Genomic DNA, 17834 nt, shown 5'->3' with positions numbered 1-17834 from the left:
ATGAGCGCCGAAAAACCCGACGCGCCGCGCGCGGTCATCGTCATTTCGAGCCATGTCGCCCGTGGTTCGGTCGGCAACCGCGCCGCCGTCTTTGCCTTGGAGACGCTGGGGTTCCCGGTCTGGGCGGTGCCGACTGTCATCCTGCCCTGGCATCCCGGCCACGGGCGGGCGACACGCATCGTGCCGCCGCTCGACCAGTTCAAGGCGCTGATGGCCGACCTCGAGCGCTCGCCGTGGCTGGGCGAGGTTGGCGCCGTGCTGTCGGGCTATCTCGGCGAGGCCGGCCAGGCCGAGGCTGTCGCCTCGTTGGTCGCCGCCGTCAAGGCCAGGACGCCTGATGCCGTCTATATCTGCGATCCGGTGATGGGTGATTCTGGCGGCCTCTATGTGCCCGAACCAACCGCCGCCGCCATGCGCGACCGGCTGATGCCGATCGCCGACATTGCCACCCCAAACCGCTACGAGCTGGAATGGATGGCCGGCGCGCCGCTTCCCGACCTCAAATCGGTGATCTCGGCTGCACTCCATGCCGGGCCGTCGACCATGCTGGTCACCTCGGCGCCGTCGATGATGACCGGTAGCACCGGCAATCTTCTGCTCGACGGCAGCCAGGCGCTGCTCGCCGAGCACCGCCTGATCGACAAGCCGCCGAACGGTCTGGGCGACCTGACGGCGGCCGTCTACCTCGCCCGCATCCTCTCCGGCCAACCGGCGATCAAAGCCCTGCAATCGACCACGGCGGCGGTCTACGAGATACTCGCGCGCACCGCAAAACGCGGCGGCGACGAGCTGCAGCTCGAAACCGACGCGCAGAGCCTGTCGCACCCGATGGCCATGGTGCAGCTGCGCCACCTCACGCATCCGGGGCGGGACCGCCGGGCGTGACATCGGCCGCGACCGCGCTCGTCGGCGCCGATGGCTGCAAGGCCGGCTGGATCGCCGTGCGCCGCGAACCAGGCTCGGCACCTTCGGTCGAGGTCTTCTCCAGCTTCGCGGCGCTGCTTGCGGCCAATCCCGACAACGCAGTCGTCGCCGTCGACATGCCGATCGGTCTGCCGGAGTTTTCGGGCAGAGGCGGGCGCGGACCGGAAGCGCTGGTGCGGCCGCTGCTCGGGCCACGCCAGTCCAGCGTCTTTTCGATCCCGTCCCGATCGGCGCTTTATGCGGACACCAACGAATTCACCACGATCGAAGCCTGGTACGCCGCGCATATCAGGGCAAGCGAGGTGGCCAGGACCACATCCGATCCGCCGCGCGGCGTTTCGATCCAGGCCTTTGGCATCTTCTCGAAGATCCGCGAGATCGACGCCTTGGTGATCGCGCGGCCCGATCTGCGCGGCCGCGTCTTCGAATCGCATCCGGAAGTCGCCTTCTGCCGCCTGAACGACGACCAGCCGATGCAGCTGCCGAAGAAGATCAAGGGCAGCATCAATCCCGCCGGCATGGCCGAACGCAAGGCGCTGCTGTGCCGGCACAGCTATGACATGGCCTTTCTCGACCAGGTGCCGCCGCGCGGCGCGGCCGCCGACGATTTTCTCGATGCCGCCGCGATGATGCTGATTGCCGGCCGCATCGCCAGCGGCAAGGCCAGGTCGTTTCCCAACCCGCCGCTCGTTGACGGTTTTGGCATACAGGTCGCCATCTGGGCATGACAGTATCGGCTGACGCCCCGCTTTGACGCATGGCATTTATGACTAGCCCTCACAATTCTGCATTGCTCGCAACAGGCTTTTACCGTTAGAGCCTTTCTCGACCGCAACGAGCTTCCGCCTCCAACTGGAAAGGCCTTAGCCGCCCATGCCGCATCTTCCCGACCACCTTCTCGCCGGCTACCGCAATTTCATGAACGGCCGTTATCTCACCGAGAGCGGCCGTTACCGCGAGCTCGCCCGCGAGGGGCAGGCACCTGAGACCATGATCGTTGCCTGCTGCGATTCGCGCGCCGCGCCCGAAGCGATCTTCGATGCCGGCCCGGGTGAACTCTTCGTGCTGCGCAATGTCGGCAATCTGGTGCCGCCCTACGAGCCGGACGGCGAGTTCCATTCGACTTCGGCCGCGCTCGAATTCGCGGTCCAGAGCCTCAAGGTCAAAAACATCGTGGTCATGGGCCATGGCCGCTGCGGCGGCATCCGCGCCGCGCTCGACCCCAACTCGGCGCCGCTGTCGCCCGGCGACTTCATCGGCAAGTGGATGAGCTTGATCGCGCCCGCCGCCGAGACCGTCTCCTCCAGCACCTTCATGACGGCGACCGAGCGTCAGACGGCACTCGAGCGCATCTCGGTCCGCTATTCCATCGCCAACCTCAGGACTTTTCCCTGCGTCTCGATCCTGGAGGGCAAGGGGCGGCTGTCGCTGCATGGCGCCTGGTTCGACATTTCGACCGGCGAACTCTGGGTAATGAACAAGGAGACCGGCGATTTCGAGCGGCCGGTGCTGGAATGAACGGCAAGGCGCGGCAAGTGGTGAACGTCCGGTCGGTCGTTTTCACTACCGCCGCGCTGCTGGTCGCCATCATGGCCGCCCGCGCCGATGACCGCGCCGTCATCAGCCGCTGGTATTCGGCGCTGCTGGTCGCCGATCGCACCGAACTCTCCGACCTGCTGGCCGACGACGTCCGCATCAAGCTCGACGACCTCGGCATCGTCCAGAACAAGCAGGAATTCATCGCCTCGATCGACGAATGGAGGGGCGCGGTCGCGGGTGCCGCGATCCGTCATCGGATAGAGAAGAGCGAGGCCGGCGTCACCACGGTCATCGCCTGCTACGACTTCCCCGACAACGACATGCTGATGCACGAGACTTTCGCGGTCACCGACAACCGCATCACCGCCAGCTCACAAGCGGCAATCGCCGAAAACTGCGACGGGTTCTGAGGCGGCCGACTGCCATATTGCGGGCCCGAACGCCACGCCCTACATCGGTGACACCGAGCCGTCCCTGCCACCACCAGCGAAAGACCATTCATGCCCTCCACGAAAACCGTCGATCTCGCCGCCCATCCGCTGACCGCGTGGCAAGGGCCGCTCGGCCTGCCCGATTTTGCCCATATCGGCGACGGCGATTTTTCCCCGGTCTTCGACGCCGCGCTGAAGGCGCATGAGGTGGAGATCGAAGCGATCGCCGCCAACAAGGAGGCGCCGACCATCGAGAACACGCTTGCCGCGCTGGAACTCAGCGGCGAGGCGCTCGATCACGTCTCGTCGATCTTCTGGTGCCGGGCCGGCGCCCACACCAACGAGGCGATCCAGGCACTGGAGCGCGACATCTCGCCGAAGATGTCCAGGCACTTCTCGGCGATATCGATGAACGAGAGGCTGTTTGCCCGCATCGACGACCTCTACCAGCGCCGCGAGAGCCTCAAGCTCGACGCCGAAACCCTGCGGGTCCTGGAAAAGACCTGGAAAGGGTTCGTCCGTTCCGGCGCCAGGCTCGACGCCGAGGGCAAGAAGCGGCTGGCGGCGATCAGCGAGGAACTGTCCTCGCTCGGCACGACTTTCGGCCAGAACGTGCTGGCCGACGAGCGTGACTGGGCGCTGTTCCTCGACGAGGCCGACCTTGCCGGCCTGCCGGATTTCCTGAAGAGCGCCATGGCGGAAGCCGCCGAGATGCGCGGCCAGAAAGGCCGCTACGCCGTCACCTTGTCGCGCTCGATCTATGAGCCGTTCACGACCTTCTCGGAACGCCGCGATCTGCGCGAGATCGCCTTTCGCGCCTTCACCATGCGTGGCCAGAATGGCGGCGCAACCGACAACACATCCGTGGTGCGCAACATGCTGAAGCTGCGTTCCGAAAAGGCGGGGCTGCTCGGCTACGCCTCCTTCGCCGCGCTGAAGCTGGACGACACCATGGCCAAGACGCCGAAGGCGGTGCACGCGCTGCTCGATCCTGTCTGGGAGAAGGCGCTGGAAAAGGCCGCCGCCGACCAGACCGAATTGCAGCGGCTGGCGGCGGAAGCCGGCAGCAACGAGAAATTCGCCGCCTGGGACTGGCGTTTCTACCAGGAGAAGCTGCGCGCCGAAAAGTTCGCTTTCGACGAGGCGGAACTAAAACCCTATCTGCAGCTCGAACGCGTCATCGATGCCTGCTTCGACGTGGCGACAAGACTGTTCGGCATCACTTTCGAGGAGAAGAAGGGCATTGCCGCCTGGCATCCCGACGCGCGTGTCTTCGTGGTGAAGAATGCCGACGGCAGCGAGCGCGGCCTGTTCCTTGCCGACTATTTCGCGCGGCCTTCCAAGCGTTCCGGCGCCTGGATGAGCGCGCTGAAGTCCGGCTACCGGCTCGGCCACGGCTCGAAGCCGGTGATCTACAACATCATGAACTTCGCCAAGCCGCCGGCGGGCGAGGCGGCGCTGCTGTCGGTCGACGAGGCGAAGACGCTGTTCCATGAATTCGGCCATGCGCTGCACGGCATGCTGACTGACGTCACGTGGCCTTCGGTCGCCGGCACCTCGGTCAGCCGCGATTTCGTCGAACTGCCCTCGCAGCTTTACGAGCACTGGCTGACGGTGCCGGCGGTGCTGGAAAAGCACGCGCTGCATGTCAAGACCGGCAAGCCGATGCCGAAGGCGCTGCTCGACAAGATGCTGGCCGCGCGCACCTTCGGCGCCGGCTTCGCCACCGTCGAATTCACCGCCTCGGCCTTGATGGACATGGCCTATCACGCCCGGCCCGATGCCCCGGCGGAGCCGCTTCGTTTCGAAGCCGAAACGTTGGAGAAGCTCGACATGCCGGACACCATAGCGATGCGCCACCGCACCCCGCATTTCGGCCATGTCTTTTCGGGCGACGGCTATTCGGCTGGCTACTATTCCTACATGTGGTCCGAGGTGCTCGACGCCGATGCATTTGCCGCCTTCGAGGAGACCGGGGATCCCTTCAATCCGGCGCTCGCCGAGCGGCTGCGGAAAAACATCTACGCCGCCGGCGGCTCGAAGGACCCGGAAGAGCTTTACACCGCGTTCCGCGGCAAGATGCCGTCGCCCGAAGCGATGATGGTGAAGCGCGGGCTGGTGTAGCGTCTTCCCTTCTCCCCCTGCGGGAGAAGGTGGATCGGCGCGCAGCGCCGAGACGGATGAGGGGTGTTCCAGCGGAGTGAGGCGTCGATGATCGGTCCACCCTCATGGCCGGACAAGCGATGACGCCAAGCTGGAACACCCCTCATCCGACCTCGCTTCGCGAGGCCACCTTCTCCCTCAAGGGGAGAAGGAAGAACCCTATGCCTTCCAAGGATCCGCCACCCTTGGCCACACCGGCCGCGTCAGCTTCCTGTAATCGGTCACCGCCGGATTGCTGGGATACGAACTCGGCGCCGAGACATAGATGATCTCGGCGGCGATCGGCTCGAAGCCGGCGTAGAAATGGTTGGTCGACTTGATCAACAGCACGTCCTTGCTCATCGGATCGACACCGATGTTGGAAAAAATGTCCGGCTCGAAGGTTTGCGTGCGGTTGGTGTTGAGGATGATGTCAACCTCGGTGCCTTCGATGCGGACGAGTGCGGCCGGTCCGAGCGTCACCCGGCTTGGGCCGAAACTCTGCCATCCCTCCGGAACCGCCTTCAGCACCTTGACGCGCGCGTCGATCGGCTCGCCCGCCAACGGCCCGGCCTTGCCGCCGAAGCGCAGGTCGATGACGGCACCCCCGCCCGCGGCCTGGCAGAAGGTCACCGCGATCGGATCCCAGATCGTCGCCACGCCGACATTCTTCAAGCCGCGTTCCAGCATGGTGCGCAGCACGACGGTGCCATCGCCGGCAACGCCGCCGCCGGGATTGTCCCAGATGTCGGCGATGACCACCGGCCTGTCCTGTCTTTCGGCCCGCACGGCCAAGGCGCGATCGATGCCGTCGGCGGTATCAAGCATCGTCATCGCCGTCTTCTCGCGCATGGCATAGAGTTCCCGCCCAAGCCGTTCCGCCAGCGCATCGCCCTTTTCCTTGTCATTGTCGGTGACGACCAGGATGCGCGTGCCCATTTCGGGAACATCCGCCGCCATGAAGCCGTGGATGACCGAGACCGACAGCACGCCGTCCTTGCCGTGCAGCGCCTTGATGCGGTCGACGAAGGAGCGCATCGGCTCGCGGCTGGTCGGCAATACCTGGATCATGCGGCAGTCGAAGGTCGAGATGACCGGCTTGATCTCGCCGCGCGCCGCGGCCAGCCCGAGCTCGACGACATGCTCGCCGCGTTCGTAGAAATCGGTGTGCGGGAACTCCAGGAAATAGGCCATGATATCGGAGGCCGCCACGCGCTTGGGCGTCAGATGGCTGTGCGGATCGAACTCGCAGGCGATCACCACATCCGGCCCGACGATCGCCCGCACACGTTCCAGCAGATCGCCTTCGCAATCGTCGTAACCTTGCGCCACCATGGCGCCGTGCAGTCCGAGGATGACCGCATCGACCGGCAGCGCCGCCTTAAGCTGGCCGAGAATCTCGTCGCGCAATGCCTCATAAGTCTGCCGCTGCACCAGGCCGCCAGGCTCGGCCCAGGTGGCGGTGCCTTCAATCACGGTCAGTCCTTCGGCGGCCGCGCGCCGGCGCAAGGCGACGATCGGCGAGGAGCACAGCGTCGGCGTCTCCGGATGCTTGCCCGGTCCGGCATAGAAGGCCATCTCGAACGAGGCCCGGTCCGTCGGCACCGGCGAAAAGGTGTTGGTTTCCGTCGCCAGCGAAGCGGTGAAGATGCGCATGGAAGCTCCAGGGTAGACTTTTTTGCTTTTCGCAATTCCGGACGGAAAACCGCTGCATACTTTTCCTGGAATTGCTGGGATTGCTATTTAACGGCTCCGAGCGCCAGCCCGCGAACCAGGTAGCGCTGCAGCCAGATGAACAGGATCGCCACCGGCAGCGTCGCCAGCAGCGTGGCGGCCATGACGTGATGCCACTCGATCGTGTAGCGGCCTGCGACCAGCGAGAACACCTGGATCGGCAGCGTGTAGCTTTCCTGGCTGCGCAGCATGGTGAGCGCGACGACGAACTCGTTCCAGGCGTTGATGAAGGTGAAGATGGCGGTCACCGCGATTGCCGGCAGGCAGAGCGGCAGGAACACTTTTCGCAAGGTGAGCCAGCGGCCGGCACCCTCCATCCAGGCCGCCTCCTCCAGATCGCGCGGGATCGTGTCGAAATAGCTCTGCAGCATCCACACCGTGAAGGCGACGTTGAAGGCCATGTAGATGAAGCCCAGCGCCGTCGTCGATTCGACCAGCCCCCAGGCGGCCATCAGCCGGAACAGGCCGAGCACCAGTACGATCGGCGAGATCATCTGCGAGATCAGCAGGAACTGACGGAAGGCGCCGTAACCGGCAAAGCGGAAGCGCGACATGGCATAGGCCGCCGGTACCGAGATGAGGATGGCGCCGACCGTGGCGATGACCGAGACGTAGAGCGAATTGGCCAGCGCTTGGCCGAAGCCGGTCGCCACCCACATGTCGGAGAAATTCGACCAGCGGAACTCGCTCGGCCACCATGTCGGCGACAGCACCTCCTGCCGCGGCTTGACCGCGGTCAGGAACATCACCGCGAAGGGAAAGATCGTCACCACGATCAAGGGCGCCAGCAGCAGCCATGCGATGACGGTGCGTTTGAGTTTGCTCGTCATACGCGCTGCTCCCGCATCGCCAGCCGCACATAGATCATGGTGAAGATGAGCAATATGGCGAACATCACCAGCGACACGGCGGAGGCCTCGCCCAGCTTGCCGATGCGGAAGGCGAGCTTGTAGAGGTGGGTGACCAGGATATCGGTCGAATTGGCCGGCCCGCCTTGCGTCATCACCCAGATGATCGGGAACGAGTTGAAGACATAGATAGTGTTGAGCACGATGGCGATGTTGATGAACGGCTTCAACAGCGGAAAGGTGATCTCGCGGAACTGCTGCAGCGGTGTCGCCCCTTCGAGCGCCGCCGCCTCGTAGAGATCGTCGGGGATCGACGACAGCCCGCCGAGGAAGATCGTCGTGGTGAACGGCACGGTCACCAGTATGCCGATCAGCACCTGCATCGGAAAAGCCGTCTCGGCCTGCGCCAGCCACTGGATGTTGTGGTCGATGAGGCCGAGCCCGATCAGCGCCGAATTCAGCATGCCGCTTTCACCGCTCAGCGCCCAGCGCCAGACGACCGCCGTCATGGTCAGCGATACCGCCCAGGGCAGCATGATGATGACGCGGGCGATGCCGCGGCCATAGAAATCGGTATTGAGGATCATCGCCACCGGAACCGACAGCAACAGCGCCCCGCCAACCACCAGCACGGTCCACAGCCCCGTGCGCCAGAGCGCGGCGATGAAATCGGGATCGGCCGTGAGCGCGGCAAAATTGGTCAGGCCCGAGAAATCGCGCAACTGGCCAAAGCGGCTGACGTCATGCGTCGAGATCTGGATCAGGTCCCAGACCGGCCAGAAGATCACGATCGCCGCCAGGAACAGGCTGGGCAAGGTCAGGAGATAGGGCAGGAAGCGATTTTGCATCGGCTGGCTTTGTACCGCGTTGCGGGGAGATTGGATTTCGCTGGCTTAACAGATTGACTTGGTCCGGCCTCGTTCTTTTCAGGGCACCGCTTCAGGATTGCTTACAACCGTAAGCGCCGTCCTCATCTGCCTGCCCGTCCTCCGCAGCAGTTGCGGAAGGGAGCCCTTCCTCTCCCCCGTCGACCGGGGGAGAGGTGTCGAGCGAAGCTCGACGGAGTGGGGGTCGACCCTTGGGCGCAAGACGATGCCTGCGCCTGATGCCCTTCCTATGTCCGTGACGGAGTACAGGTGGTTCCCCCACTCCGTCTCGGCTCCGCCGAGCCACCTCTCCCCCCTCCGGAGGGAGAGGAAAGGAGCCTGACTGGGGCGGCGCCGACGTAGACGATTTTGTTTCTGCTGAAGATTGAGTGGCGCGCCCCGCCTGAGTCTGGGGCGCGCCACGGGCGCAGGGAGATACGCCCTATTCCTTCAGCAGCCCCTATTTCTTCAGCGCTGCCCCTATTTCTTCAACACTGCATTGGCCTTCGCCGCCGCGTCCTTCAGGCCTGCCTCGGGGTCGCCGCCGAGATAGATCTTCTGCATGGCGTCCGACGTGATCTGGGCGACCTCTTCCCAACCCGGGATGACCGGCGCGAAGCGGGCGTCGGGCAGGAGCGCGGTGAAGGCGGCCAGATCGGCGTTGTTGACGTAGTAATCCATCTTGGCCTCTTCCTTGTTCACCGGCAGGAAGCCCTCGCCTTGCGTGAACTTGGCGCGCTGCTCCGTGGTGAACAGGAAGTCCATCAGCTTCCAGGCCTCGTCCTTGTTCTTGGAGTTCTTGAACATGATCATGGAATCGGTGACGCCATAGGTGCCGCGTGCGCCGGTCGGACCGGCCGGAATGGCGGCGACGCCGTATTTCAGCGTCGGGGCCTCGTCCTTGATCTGGTTGGACAGGAAGGGCGCGGTGATCATCATGCCGACCTTGCCCTGCTTGAACATGTTCTGCACGTCCTCGCGGTTGTTGGAGGTGACGCCCGGTTCGGTCAGCCCCTCGTCGATCATCGACTTGTAGAGCTTGGCGGCTTCGAGCGCGCCCGGCGTGCCAAGGCCCGACGTGCCGTCCTTGTTGAGGATCTCGGTGCCTTGCGACCACATCGCGTAGTAGTAATAGACGTCGGTCTCGATCTCCTTGCCCTGCAGGCCGAACCCGAAGGCGCCGGTCCCCAGCGCCTTGATCTTGCGGGCGTCTTCCTGCAGCTCGGTCCAGGTTGCCGGCGGCTTGGCGATGCCGGCCTTCTCGAACAGTTCCTTGTTGTAATACATGGCGCGCGCCGAGGCGGCGATCGGCAGGCCGTAGGTCTTGCCGTTCATGATCGATGGCGACAGGAACGTGTCGATGAAGCGGTCCTTGAATTCAGGTGTGATGTAGCCATCGAGCGGCTCCGCGACGTCCTGCTGGACGAAGTCGATCAGCCAGCGCGTGCCGATGATCGACAGATCGGCATTTGTGCCGGCGGTGATGTCGGTGGTCAGCTTCTGCAGCAGCACATCCCACGGCACGACTTCGAACTTGACGGTGATGCCGGGATTCTTCGCCTCGAATTCCTTCTTCACTTCCTCGAAATAGGGGCCGGTCTTGGCGCTGTATTCGGCAACGGTGACCCGCACTTCACCCGCATTCGCCTGCGCCGCGAAGGCCAGCATGCTCATTCCGGCCATCAGGCCGACAGTCCATTTCGCAAGGTTCATCTGATCTCTCCCATTTTGTCCGCGCCTTTGCGCTCCTTGAGCCTGATCGTTGGCACAAGATTTATGTGACTTTCCTACATTATCGATGAATCGGCCGCATGCAAGCGGATTAATATGTTGCTTAATTACATTCCCTTCATTAGCCTGCCGGCATCTGCCTGACCTGCGGGAGGAGCAAGCGCCGTGGTTTCGAAAGCCGAATTCGAAGGCCGCACTGTCGTTGTCACGGGCGCCGGCGGTGGCCTTGGCTCGGCGATCGTCGCACTGCTGGCCGACAGGGGCGCGCGGGTGGTCGGCTGCGACCAGTCCGACGAGGCTCTGGCCAGCTCGCACCTTGCCTCGCGCCATGTTTTCAACCTTCTCGACCGGGCGTCGGTGGAGAAGGCCATCGCTGCCGTACTCGACAGGGATGGCGTGCCCGACATCCTGATCAACAATGCCGGCTGGACACGTGCCGAAACGCTGAAAGCGCTGACAGCGGACAAGATCGAGCACGAACTCGACCTCAACCTGACCGGGGTGATGATGTTCGCCGACCCCATTGCCAAGGCAATGGCCGCGCGCGGTTCGGGCAATGTCGTCTTCATCTCCTCCGTCAACGCCATCGCGCATTTCGGCAATCCCGCCTACGCCGCCGCCAAGGCCGGCATCAACGCCTATGCCAAATCGATCGCGGTCGAGCTTGGCCGCAGCGGCGTGCGCGCCAATGTCGTTTGCCCGGGATCGATCCGCACCGCCGCCTGGGACCATCGTCTTGCCAAGGATCCGGAGATCCTCGGCAAATTGCAGCGGCTCTACCCGCTCGGCCGCATCGTCAACGCTTCGGAAGTGGCCGAAGCAGTGGCCTTCCTTGCCTCGGACCGCGCATCGGGCATAACAGGCGTGGTGATGCCCGTGGATGCCGGGCTGACCGCAGGCTGCCTGCCCTTCATCGACGACATATTGGGAGCGTGACCATGACCGACGTCGAGTTTCGCGACCTGTCGAAATCCTTCGGCCAGCACAATATCCTCGAGAACATAAGCCTCGATATCAAGAGCGGCGAGTTCGTGGTGCTGGTCGGCCCATCCGGCTGCGGCAAGTCGACCTTGCTGCGCATGCTGGCTGGCCTGGAGACGATCACCTCCGGTGACCTTTTGATCGGCGGCGTGCGTGCCAACGATTTGCCGCCGCAGCAGCGCAACATCGCCATGGTCTTCCAGTCCTATGCGCTATTCCCGCATCTCAAGGCCTCCGACAACATTGGCTTTGGCCCGAAGATCCGCGGCGAGACGCGCACGGCCATCGACGACAAGGTCAAGAAGGCCTCCGGCGTCCTCAACCTGTTCTCCTATCTCGACCGCTACCCCCGGCAATTGTCGGGCGGCCAGCGCCAGCGCGTCGCCATGGGACGCGCCATCGTGCGCGAGCCGTCGGTGTTCCTGTTCGACGAACCGCTGTCCAACCTCGATGCGCAGTTGCGCGTGCAGATGCGCGTCGAGATCAAGGCGCTGCATCAGCGGCTGAAATCGACCATCGTCTACGTCACCCACGACCAGATCGAGGCCATGACCATGGCCGACCGCATCGTCGTGATGGACCGCGGCCGTATCCAGCAGGTCGGGGCACCGCTCGAACTCTACGACAGGCCGGCCAACAAGTTCGTCGCCGGCTTCCTTGGCTCCCCGTCGATGAGCTTTGTCTCCGGGGCTCTCAAGACGACGCCCGAGAGGACCTGGTTCGAGTCGATCGGCGGCGGCCGGCTTGCGCTTGCCGGCAACCCGCTGCCGGCCGGCAGCGCGGTCGAGGCTGGCATCCGGCCCGAGCACTTCATCATCGGCGAAGCGGCCGACGCCATGGCGCTGAAGGTGGATGTGGTCGAGCCGACCGGCTCCGAGACCCATGTCTATGGTTCCATTGGTGTCGACGCGGTGCGTGCCGTGTTCCGCGACAGGGTGCCGGTCAGGCCTGGCGATCTGCTGCCGGTCTCGGTCGATCCCGGCAAAATCCATCTGTTCGACACCGCGACGGGCCTGCCGCTGAGATGACGACGGAAGCGCCAATGACGAATACACGCGCATGAAGACGCCGGCCGACATCATCACGCGGCTGCAGCTGATATCGCAGGACGGCACCAAGTCGGACCGTCGGCTGGCCGGCCTGGTGCTGTCCGATCTCGACTTCGCCTCCAAGGCGGCGATTTCGGAGATCGCCGGGCGCGTCGGCGTCAGCGAACCGACGGTGACCCGCTTCTGCCGCAATCTCGGCTGTGAGGGCTTGCGCGATTTCAAGTTCTACCTAGCGCAGGCGATCGCCATCGGCGGCCAGTATCTTTCGCCCGAGCCGCTGAGCCGCGACGCGCGCGAGCAGCGCATCGCTTCCGCCATCACCGAAGCGGCGATCTCAGCCATCCAGCGCGCCAGCGAGAACCTCGACATGACGACGCTGGTCGCCGTCGCCGAGCGGCTCGCGACGTCGGGCAACGTTCTGTGCATCGGCTCCGGCGGCATCTCCTCGATGATGGCGACCGAGATGCAGAACCGGCTGTTCCGGCTCGGCCTGCCGGTGCTGGCGCAGATCGACGGCCAGCTGCAGCGCATGTACGCCGCCGTTGCCACGCCCGAAACCACACTGGTCGCCTTTTCCGTCTCAGGCTATGCGCGTTCGGTCATCGAAGCGGTACAGGTCGCCCAGCAATATGGCGCCACCACTATCGCCATCACCGCGCCGGACTCTGCCCTGGCCAAGGTCGCCGACACGGTCATCCATCTGCAGCCGCTCGAGGACGGCAACATCTACAAGCCGACATCGTCGCGCTATGCGCTGCTGGCGATCGTCGACATGCTCGTGACGTCGGTAGCCGAGACGCGCGGCCCGAAGGTGCTGGAGAATTTGCGCCGCATCAAGCAGAGCGTGAACACGCTGAAGGTCGACGACCCGCGTTTGCCGCTCGGCGATTGAGAGCCTGCCGATCTCCTCCCTCGTGGGGGAATGTCCGGCAAGACAGAGGGGGCGCTGTCCCGCAGACAGATCAAGGGGCTCCATGTCGCACAAGCGGTGGATCCTGGATCAGCCGCCGAGCGCTTCAATGCTCCGTGACAGCGCCTCCGGATCGCCCGAGACACGCAGCGTCTTCAGCCTGGCCGTACCGCCAGCGACAACCGAAACGGCCGAAACAGGCACTCCCAGCGTCTTGGCGGCCAGTCTTTCCAGTGCTTGATTGGCGGCGCCGTTTTCCGGCACGGCGCGGACCCGCGCCTTCAGGTGGCTTCGCCCGTCCGCCGCCGTTTCGACGCCTTCGAGCCTGTCCACGGAAGATTTCGGCGTCAGCCGCACGAACAGATCGATGCCGTTGTCGCGGATGCGGAACGGCGCGCTCATGCGGTCGTCAGGCGCCCAGCAGCAGCGGCGCCACCGTGGTGAGGATGAACTGCCTGAGGAAGAACAGGATCAAAAGCAGGATGATCGGCGAGATGTCGATGCCGCCAAGGTCCGGCATGAAGCGGCGGATCGGCCGCAGCGCCGGCTCGGTCAGCCGGTAGAGCATGTTGCCGATGCTGCCGACGAACTGGTTGCGCGAGTTGACGACGTTGAAGGCATAGAGCCAGGAAAAGATCGCCGAGGCGATGATGACCCACCAGTAGAGGTCGAGCGCCATGACGATTGTTTGAATGAGGGCGAGCATGCCGGTCTCCAATTGTTGCCGACATGTAGCCATTGCATGCGATACGGGCAAGGGCTGGCTTTGCATGGGCGCCAATGCCGAACCATGACCGTTTTTCGCTCGGCTCGATGCCGGTGTGTCAAAAATGGTCCGGTCACGGCACCGAGGCTTCATGGACAAAGCCAATCCCCAAGCTCTACAAACCGGCCGCGGGCACGCGCGACGTGAGTCGGCTAGACCCCGATTTGTTTCAAAGGAAAATGCATGCACATTCGGTCGATGATTGTACGGTTGGGAACAGTCGCCTTGGTGGCGGTTGGGGCATTCGCCTTGCCGGCCCAGGCCGAAGGATTCCAAAACATCGTGCTTTCGGCCACCGAGCATGCGGAGCAGACGCAGGCGACATTTTCACCGGACACGGCGAAGATTTTCCTCTCCGCCGACCTGACGGACGAGGTGGCTTCGGGATCGAAGCTCACCGTGAGCTGGATTTCGGTCGATTCCGGCGGTGTTGCGCCGGCGAACTACAAGATCGACGAGGTCAACTTCGAAATCGGCGCGATCGACAACCACGTCGACTCCTCGATGACCAAGCCGGATGCCGGCTGGCCGGTCGGTACCTATCAGGTGCAGATCGCTGTCGACGGCACTGTGAAGGAAACGGTCGATTTTTCCGTGAAGTGACCGGCGGCGCCAATTGGCGTCTCCTTCACAACCGTCGTTGAACGGTGCAATCCGTCATCACCGACACCGAGGTGAGGCAGGAAGCGGCGGATGGCCGCTTGTTGCCGATCGTGCCGACGAATGGACGAATACGCGAAACCGGCAAGGCCGCGTTCCACCGGCGGTGACCTGACGTCGAGCGGTCGATAAATTCGGCAAAACGCCGCCTTGACAGAAAACCGCCACGCCCGATAAATGCGCCATCCGTTGGACGGGGCTGTAGCTCAGCTGGGAGAGCGCGTCGTTCGCAATGACGAGGTCAGGAGTTCGATCCTCCTCAGCTCCACCAGCGGAATAATCGATTTTCCCCTTTTGCTGCGCCGCCAAGACGCAAGCAGCGTCCCATGGATCGCTCATGCATCGCGATGCGGCGCCTCGGCGCCGATACCCCCAAAAAAGGCCACGGGCCATTTCACGCGGTTTCCAAGGCAAGACGATTGTCAATTGGACTTATGACGATGGCCACTGCGGGATCGACGCTATTTTTTTTGCAAGCCGCCCCATTAGACTGGCGTTTTCAAATCAGTTTTTTCTGTGTGTTGTGACAAGGCGTTTCGGTGGTGGCGACCCGAAGACGCTATATGGAATCCGAATCGAAATGAAGAATTCGCCTGCGAAAGCAAAGACGTGTCCATTCGCGAGAATCTCGCTGCAAATCTCAGACGGCTCTGCAAGGATCATGCCTCCGTTAGCGCGGTATGCCGTGAGTTGGGTATCAACCGCACACAGTTCGAACGTTACCTGCAGGGGCAGACCGTTCCGAACAAGGCCACTGCCAAGCTGATTTGCGACTACTTCCACATCAGCGAACCCGAACTGTACCGGGATCCGGGTACGCCCGAGCCCACGGTAGCCGGCCTGCCGCCGATTTCCGAAACCCTGTTCAAACAGATGATCCGCCCGCCCGCCCCATCGATCGCTGGAGGCACCTATTTCACCTATTTTTCGATTCCGGCCCGCCCTGATCTGTTGATGCGGTCGGTGACCTTCGTGCGCCGCGAGGCCGAACTGGTCACGTTCCGCAGGGTCACCGGATGGTCGGAGCGCCGTGGCTCGACTTGGGCGCGGGCGCGCGGCAACCACTATGGCGTGGCCATCTCGCGCCTGAACTGGATCTATTTCAGCGGCGTCAACCGCCGCCAGACCGGCGAACCGTCCCTGATCTCCGTCCAATGGGCTCCAATCTCCGAACCGGTGCTGATCGGCAAGGCCATGCTTCTGACCGAGGCCGGGCCGGCGTTCGTATCGGTCATCATGCGGCAGGATCTGTCCGGCATCCCGGCACGGCATGCGATCCGCATGGCGCATGTCGTCGGGTTTGACGATCCGGCCATCGATCAGCTGGTCGTCAGCCTTGCCTGCGATTGGCAAGACCAGTCTCCCGGTTACGCTAAATAAGAATAAGGATACCCCGAAAAAGCGTATGTTCCCGACTGGCTACTCGATATCTGAGCAAAATCGATTTTTTAGACTTTATGGGCAAGAAAGATATTTTAGACAACATTGGCTTTACTATAATTTTAACAAACTGTTAACTCTTTCGACCTTACCTTTCTTCCGCGGATCCCGCTGTGGGGATCTCTCAACAGATCCCATTGGGGGTCGGGAAAGGGACGAAAATGGCCAAGAAAGTGAACAATGCCTCGAAGCTGACGGTCGCGGCGGGCACGCAGACGGTCTTCTTCTCGCAGGGCATGCACTACAACAAGCGCTGAAGTCGCTCGGTGCCCGACAGGCCGTCGGCCTGTCGGTGCCTTGCTTCCACAAGGTGCCTCGCTTCCACAAACGGCATTCAGCATCATGAAAATGCGCTCTTCGAAAACGCTTGTCTTCTACCCCGGGACCAACAAGGTCACGGCCTGCAATTTCCTGACCAGAAGTGTCTTCGAATGCAGCCCCGAGGTGATCGGCCTCCTCGCGTCCTGGGACGAATGGGCCTCCACGGCGGAGATCGCGCGTGCGCACGGATGGTCGAAGGCCGAGCTGAATGCCGTCGTCCCGCAACTGCTTGATTTTTCCGCTCTGATCACCGCCGGTTCGCCGCTGGCCGAGCAGGAGACACAATTCTCTGGGCAATGGAACTGGGGGCTCCCGACCGCGCTGATGCATTTCTGCGTCCAGGACTCGGAGTTCATGACCATCGAACAGGCCGAGGCTCGGCAGATCGAACGCGCCGGGCACGTCGCGCAGCCCGACCTCCTGCTCAAGAACGCCGCGGGCGCCATTGCGCTGCCAAGCGCGTTGGATGATAATGAACTCCTCGCCTTGATGGCGCAGCGCCGCACCAATCGCACGGCGGCCGCGCCCACCATCACCGCAAAACAGCTTTCCGACTGCCTGTTCGCGGGCATGGGCATCACCGGCGAAACCAGCAATTGCGTTGGCGCCCTGCCGCTGGGGATGACCCCTTCTGGCGGCGCGCGAAACCCCTATGAAGCCTATGTGGTCGCGCTGGGCGTTGAGGGCCTGGAGCCTGGCGTCTATCACTATTCCGCCGCCGATCACGATCTCGGCAGGATCTCGGCCAACCATCTGCCGAAGGTCTCCGAACTGGTCGGCGGGCAGGAATGGGCGGATGCCATGCCTTGCCTCATCCTGCTTTGCGCCAGCCTCGACCGCACCATGTGGAAATATGAGGATGCCAACGCCTATCGCGTCGTGCTGATCGAAGCCGGCCATATCGGCCAGAACATGATGTTGGCGGCAACCAGGCACGGATTGTCGGCCTGCCCCACGGCCGCGCTCAGCCATACGGCGATCAAGCGCCTTCTCGGCCTCGATCGCCTCACCGACGCACCGATCTATGCCTTGACCCTTTCGACCCCGGAACCAGGCCCGCATTCGGCGGGTCGGTCAATTAATTAGCCGCCTCAATATGACAGGAGCACCACGTGGCAAATCAGTCCCTACGTCAGTCGGAGATCGATAGCCTGCAATATATCGCGTCGATGACCAATGAGCTGGTGCAGATGGCCGAAGCAAGCCGTTTTCCCATGATCTCTTATCTGCTGGGCATGGCCTATGCCGAGGCCTTCGATGTCTTGCGCGGCGCGCGGCCGGCAAGGCATGCGCAACTCAGCGGCAACCCGATGCATCCCCCGTCACGTGCAAAGGAAAGCCACGCTCAGCCAAGGAGAGCGTAGTCGGATGCAATAGCCAGCCTTGTGCGCGCCGGCGGGCTCGTCGCCGAACCGGTAGGAGACACTTTGTGCGCTGCAACGCCTGCTGCCGCTCCTGAGAAAGGCCGCCGCAGACCTCGACTATGCCGGAA

18 protein-coding genes and 1 tRNA gene are annotated in these 17834 nt (G+C 63.3%); 13 read left to right on the top strand and 6 right to left on the bottom strand.

Going from position 1 to position 17834, the window contains the following annotated elements:
• The 5 genes from pdxY to FJ978_RS16685 all read left to right on the top strand — a co-directional run bounded on the left by pdxY (position 1) and on the right by FJ978_RS16685 (position 5018).
• Positions 1 to 885: a pyridoxal kinase PdxY gene (gene pdxY / locus FJ978_RS16705; RefSeq protein ID WP_013892380.1), complete on the top strand. Its 885-nt coding sequence runs from the start codon at positions 1 to 3 to the stop codon at positions 883 to 885.
• A complete protein-coding gene (locus FJ978_RS16700) occupies positions 882 to 1652 on the top strand; it encodes a DUF429 domain-containing protein (RefSeq protein WP_013892379.1) in 771 nt (256 codons plus the stop codon). The genes pdxY and FJ978_RS16700 overlap by 4 nt, the downstream gene beginning before the upstream one ends.
• A gap of 145 nt (positions 1653 to 1797) precedes the next feature.
• Positions 1798 to 2442 (top strand): carbonic anhydrase, encoded by a 645-nt coding sequence (locus FJ978_RS16695; RefSeq protein ID WP_013892378.1) that lies wholly within the window; start codon positions 1798 to 1800, stop codon positions 2440 to 2442.
• Complete coding sequence (locus FJ978_RS16690) at positions 2439 to 2873, top strand: nuclear transport factor 2 family protein (RefSeq protein WP_140572991.1); 435 nt, start codon at positions 2439 to 2441, stop codon at positions 2871 to 2873. The genes FJ978_RS16695 and FJ978_RS16690 overlap by 4 nt, the downstream gene beginning before the upstream one ends.
• Before the next feature lie 90 nt (positions 2874 to 2963).
• Positions 2964 to 5018 (top strand): M3 family metallopeptidase, encoded by a 2055-nt coding sequence (locus FJ978_RS16685; protein ID WP_140572990.1) that lies wholly within the window; start codon positions 2964 to 2966, stop codon positions 5016 to 5018.
• 198 nt (positions 5019 to 5216) lie between these two features.
• Here FJ978_RS16685 and FJ978_RS16680 read toward each other — a convergent pair whose 3' ends face one another.
• The 4 genes from FJ978_RS16680 to FJ978_RS16665 all read right to left on the bottom strand — a co-directional run bounded on the left by FJ978_RS16680 (position 5217) and on the right by FJ978_RS16665 (position 10197).
• Entirely contained in the window at positions 5217 to 6692 is a 1476-nt protein-coding gene (locus tag FJ978_RS16680) for a M81 family metallopeptidase (protein ID WP_140572989.1), read from the bottom strand.
• Positions 6693 to 6775: 83 nt separating this feature from the next.
• Entirely contained in the window at positions 6776 to 7600 is an 825-nt protein-coding gene (locus FJ978_RS16675) for a carbohydrate ABC transporter permease (RefSeq protein WP_013892374.1), read from the bottom strand.
• A complete protein-coding gene (locus FJ978_RS16670) occupies positions 7597 to 8466 on the bottom strand; it encodes a sugar ABC transporter permease (protein ID WP_140572988.1) in 870 nt (289 codons plus the stop codon). The genes FJ978_RS16675 and FJ978_RS16670 overlap by 4 nt, the downstream gene beginning before the upstream one ends.
• A 498-nt stretch (positions 8467 to 8964) precedes the next feature.
• On the bottom strand, positions 8965 to 10197 hold the full coding sequence (locus tag FJ978_RS16665; protein WP_140572987.1) for a sugar ABC transporter substrate-binding protein: 1233 nt from the start codon (positions 10195 to 10197) through the stop codon (positions 8965 to 8967).
• A gap of 183 nt (positions 10198 to 10380) precedes the next feature.
• On the opposite strand from FJ978_RS16665, the gene FJ978_RS16660 reads away from it, so the two are divergent.
• The 3 genes from FJ978_RS16660 to FJ978_RS16650 are packed head-to-tail and all read left to right on the top strand — an operon-like array spanning position 10381 to position 13137.
• Positions 10381 to 11151: an SDR family oxidoreductase gene (locus FJ978_RS16660; protein WP_140572986.1), complete on the top strand. Its 771-nt coding sequence runs from the start codon at positions 10381 to 10383 to the stop codon at positions 11149 to 11151.
• Positions 11152 to 11153: 2 nt separating this feature from the next.
• Positions 11154 to 12224 carry an ABC transporter ATP-binding protein gene (locus FJ978_RS16655; RefSeq protein ID WP_140572985.1) on the top strand — a complete coding sequence of 357 codons (1071 nt, stop codon included), beginning with the start codon at positions 11154 to 11156 and terminating at the stop codon, positions 12222 to 12224.
• 31 nt (positions 12225 to 12255) lie between these two features.
• The gene (locus FJ978_RS16650) at positions 12256 to 13137 is read left to right on the top strand and encodes a MurR/RpiR family transcriptional regulator (RefSeq protein ID WP_013892369.1); all 882 of its coding nucleotides are present in this window, start codon (positions 12256 to 12258) and stop codon (positions 13135 to 13137) included.
• A gap of 108 nt (positions 13138 to 13245) precedes the next feature.
• On the opposite strand, the gene FJ978_RS16645 is transcribed toward FJ978_RS16650, so the two are convergent.
• Entirely contained in the window at positions 13246 to 13557 is a 312-nt protein-coding gene (locus tag FJ978_RS16645; protein WP_140572984.1) for a DUF167 family protein, read from the bottom strand.
• Positions 13558 to 13564: 7 nt separating this feature from the next.
• Positions 13565 to 13861, bottom strand: coding sequence for a YggT family protein (locus FJ978_RS16640; RefSeq protein WP_013892367.1), 297 nt, complete (start codon positions 13859 to 13861; stop codon positions 13565 to 13567).
• 243 nt (positions 13862 to 14104) lie between these two features.
• Between FJ978_RS16640 and FJ978_RS16635 the strand changes: the two genes are divergently transcribed.
• The 5 genes from FJ978_RS16635 (at position 14105) to FJ978_RS16610 (ending at position 17706) form a co-directional block, all read left to right on the top strand.
• On the top strand, positions 14105 to 14524 hold the full coding sequence (locus FJ978_RS16635) for a hypothetical protein (RefSeq protein WP_023777534.1): 420 nt from the start codon (positions 14105 to 14107) through the stop codon (positions 14522 to 14524).
• 252 nt (positions 14525 to 14776) lie between these two features.
• Positions 14777 to 14852, top strand: a tRNA-Ala gene (locus FJ978_RS16630).
• A gap of 338 nt (positions 14853 to 15190) precedes the next feature.
• On the top strand, positions 15191 to 15961 hold the full coding sequence (locus tag FJ978_RS16625) for a helix-turn-helix transcriptional regulator (RefSeq protein WP_140572983.1): 771 nt from the start codon (positions 15191 to 15193) through the stop codon (positions 15959 to 15961).
• A 408-nt stretch (positions 15962 to 16369) separates the two neighbouring features.
• Positions 16370 to 17428, top strand: a complete 1059-nt coding sequence (locus tag FJ978_RS16615; protein WP_246678155.1) for a SagB/ThcOx family dehydrogenase — start codon at positions 16370 to 16372, stop codon at positions 17426 to 17428.
• A gap of 26 nt (positions 17429 to 17454) precedes the next feature.
• The gene (locus FJ978_RS16610) at positions 17455 to 17706 is read left to right on the top strand and encodes a hypothetical protein (RefSeq protein WP_140572981.1); all 252 of its coding nucleotides are present in this window, start codon (positions 17455 to 17457) and stop codon (positions 17704 to 17706) included.
• Positions 17707 to 17834: the final 128 nt, after the last annotated feature.

This window comes from Mesorhizobium sp. B1-1-7 (assembly GCF_006442705.1).
Classification (GTDB): domain Bacteria; phylum Pseudomonadota; class Alphaproteobacteria; order Rhizobiales; family Rhizobiaceae; genus Mesorhizobium; species Mesorhizobium opportunistum.
The sequence above is the reverse complement of the archived record's forward strand: the minus strand, read 5'-3'. Positions and strand labels throughout refer to the sequence as shown.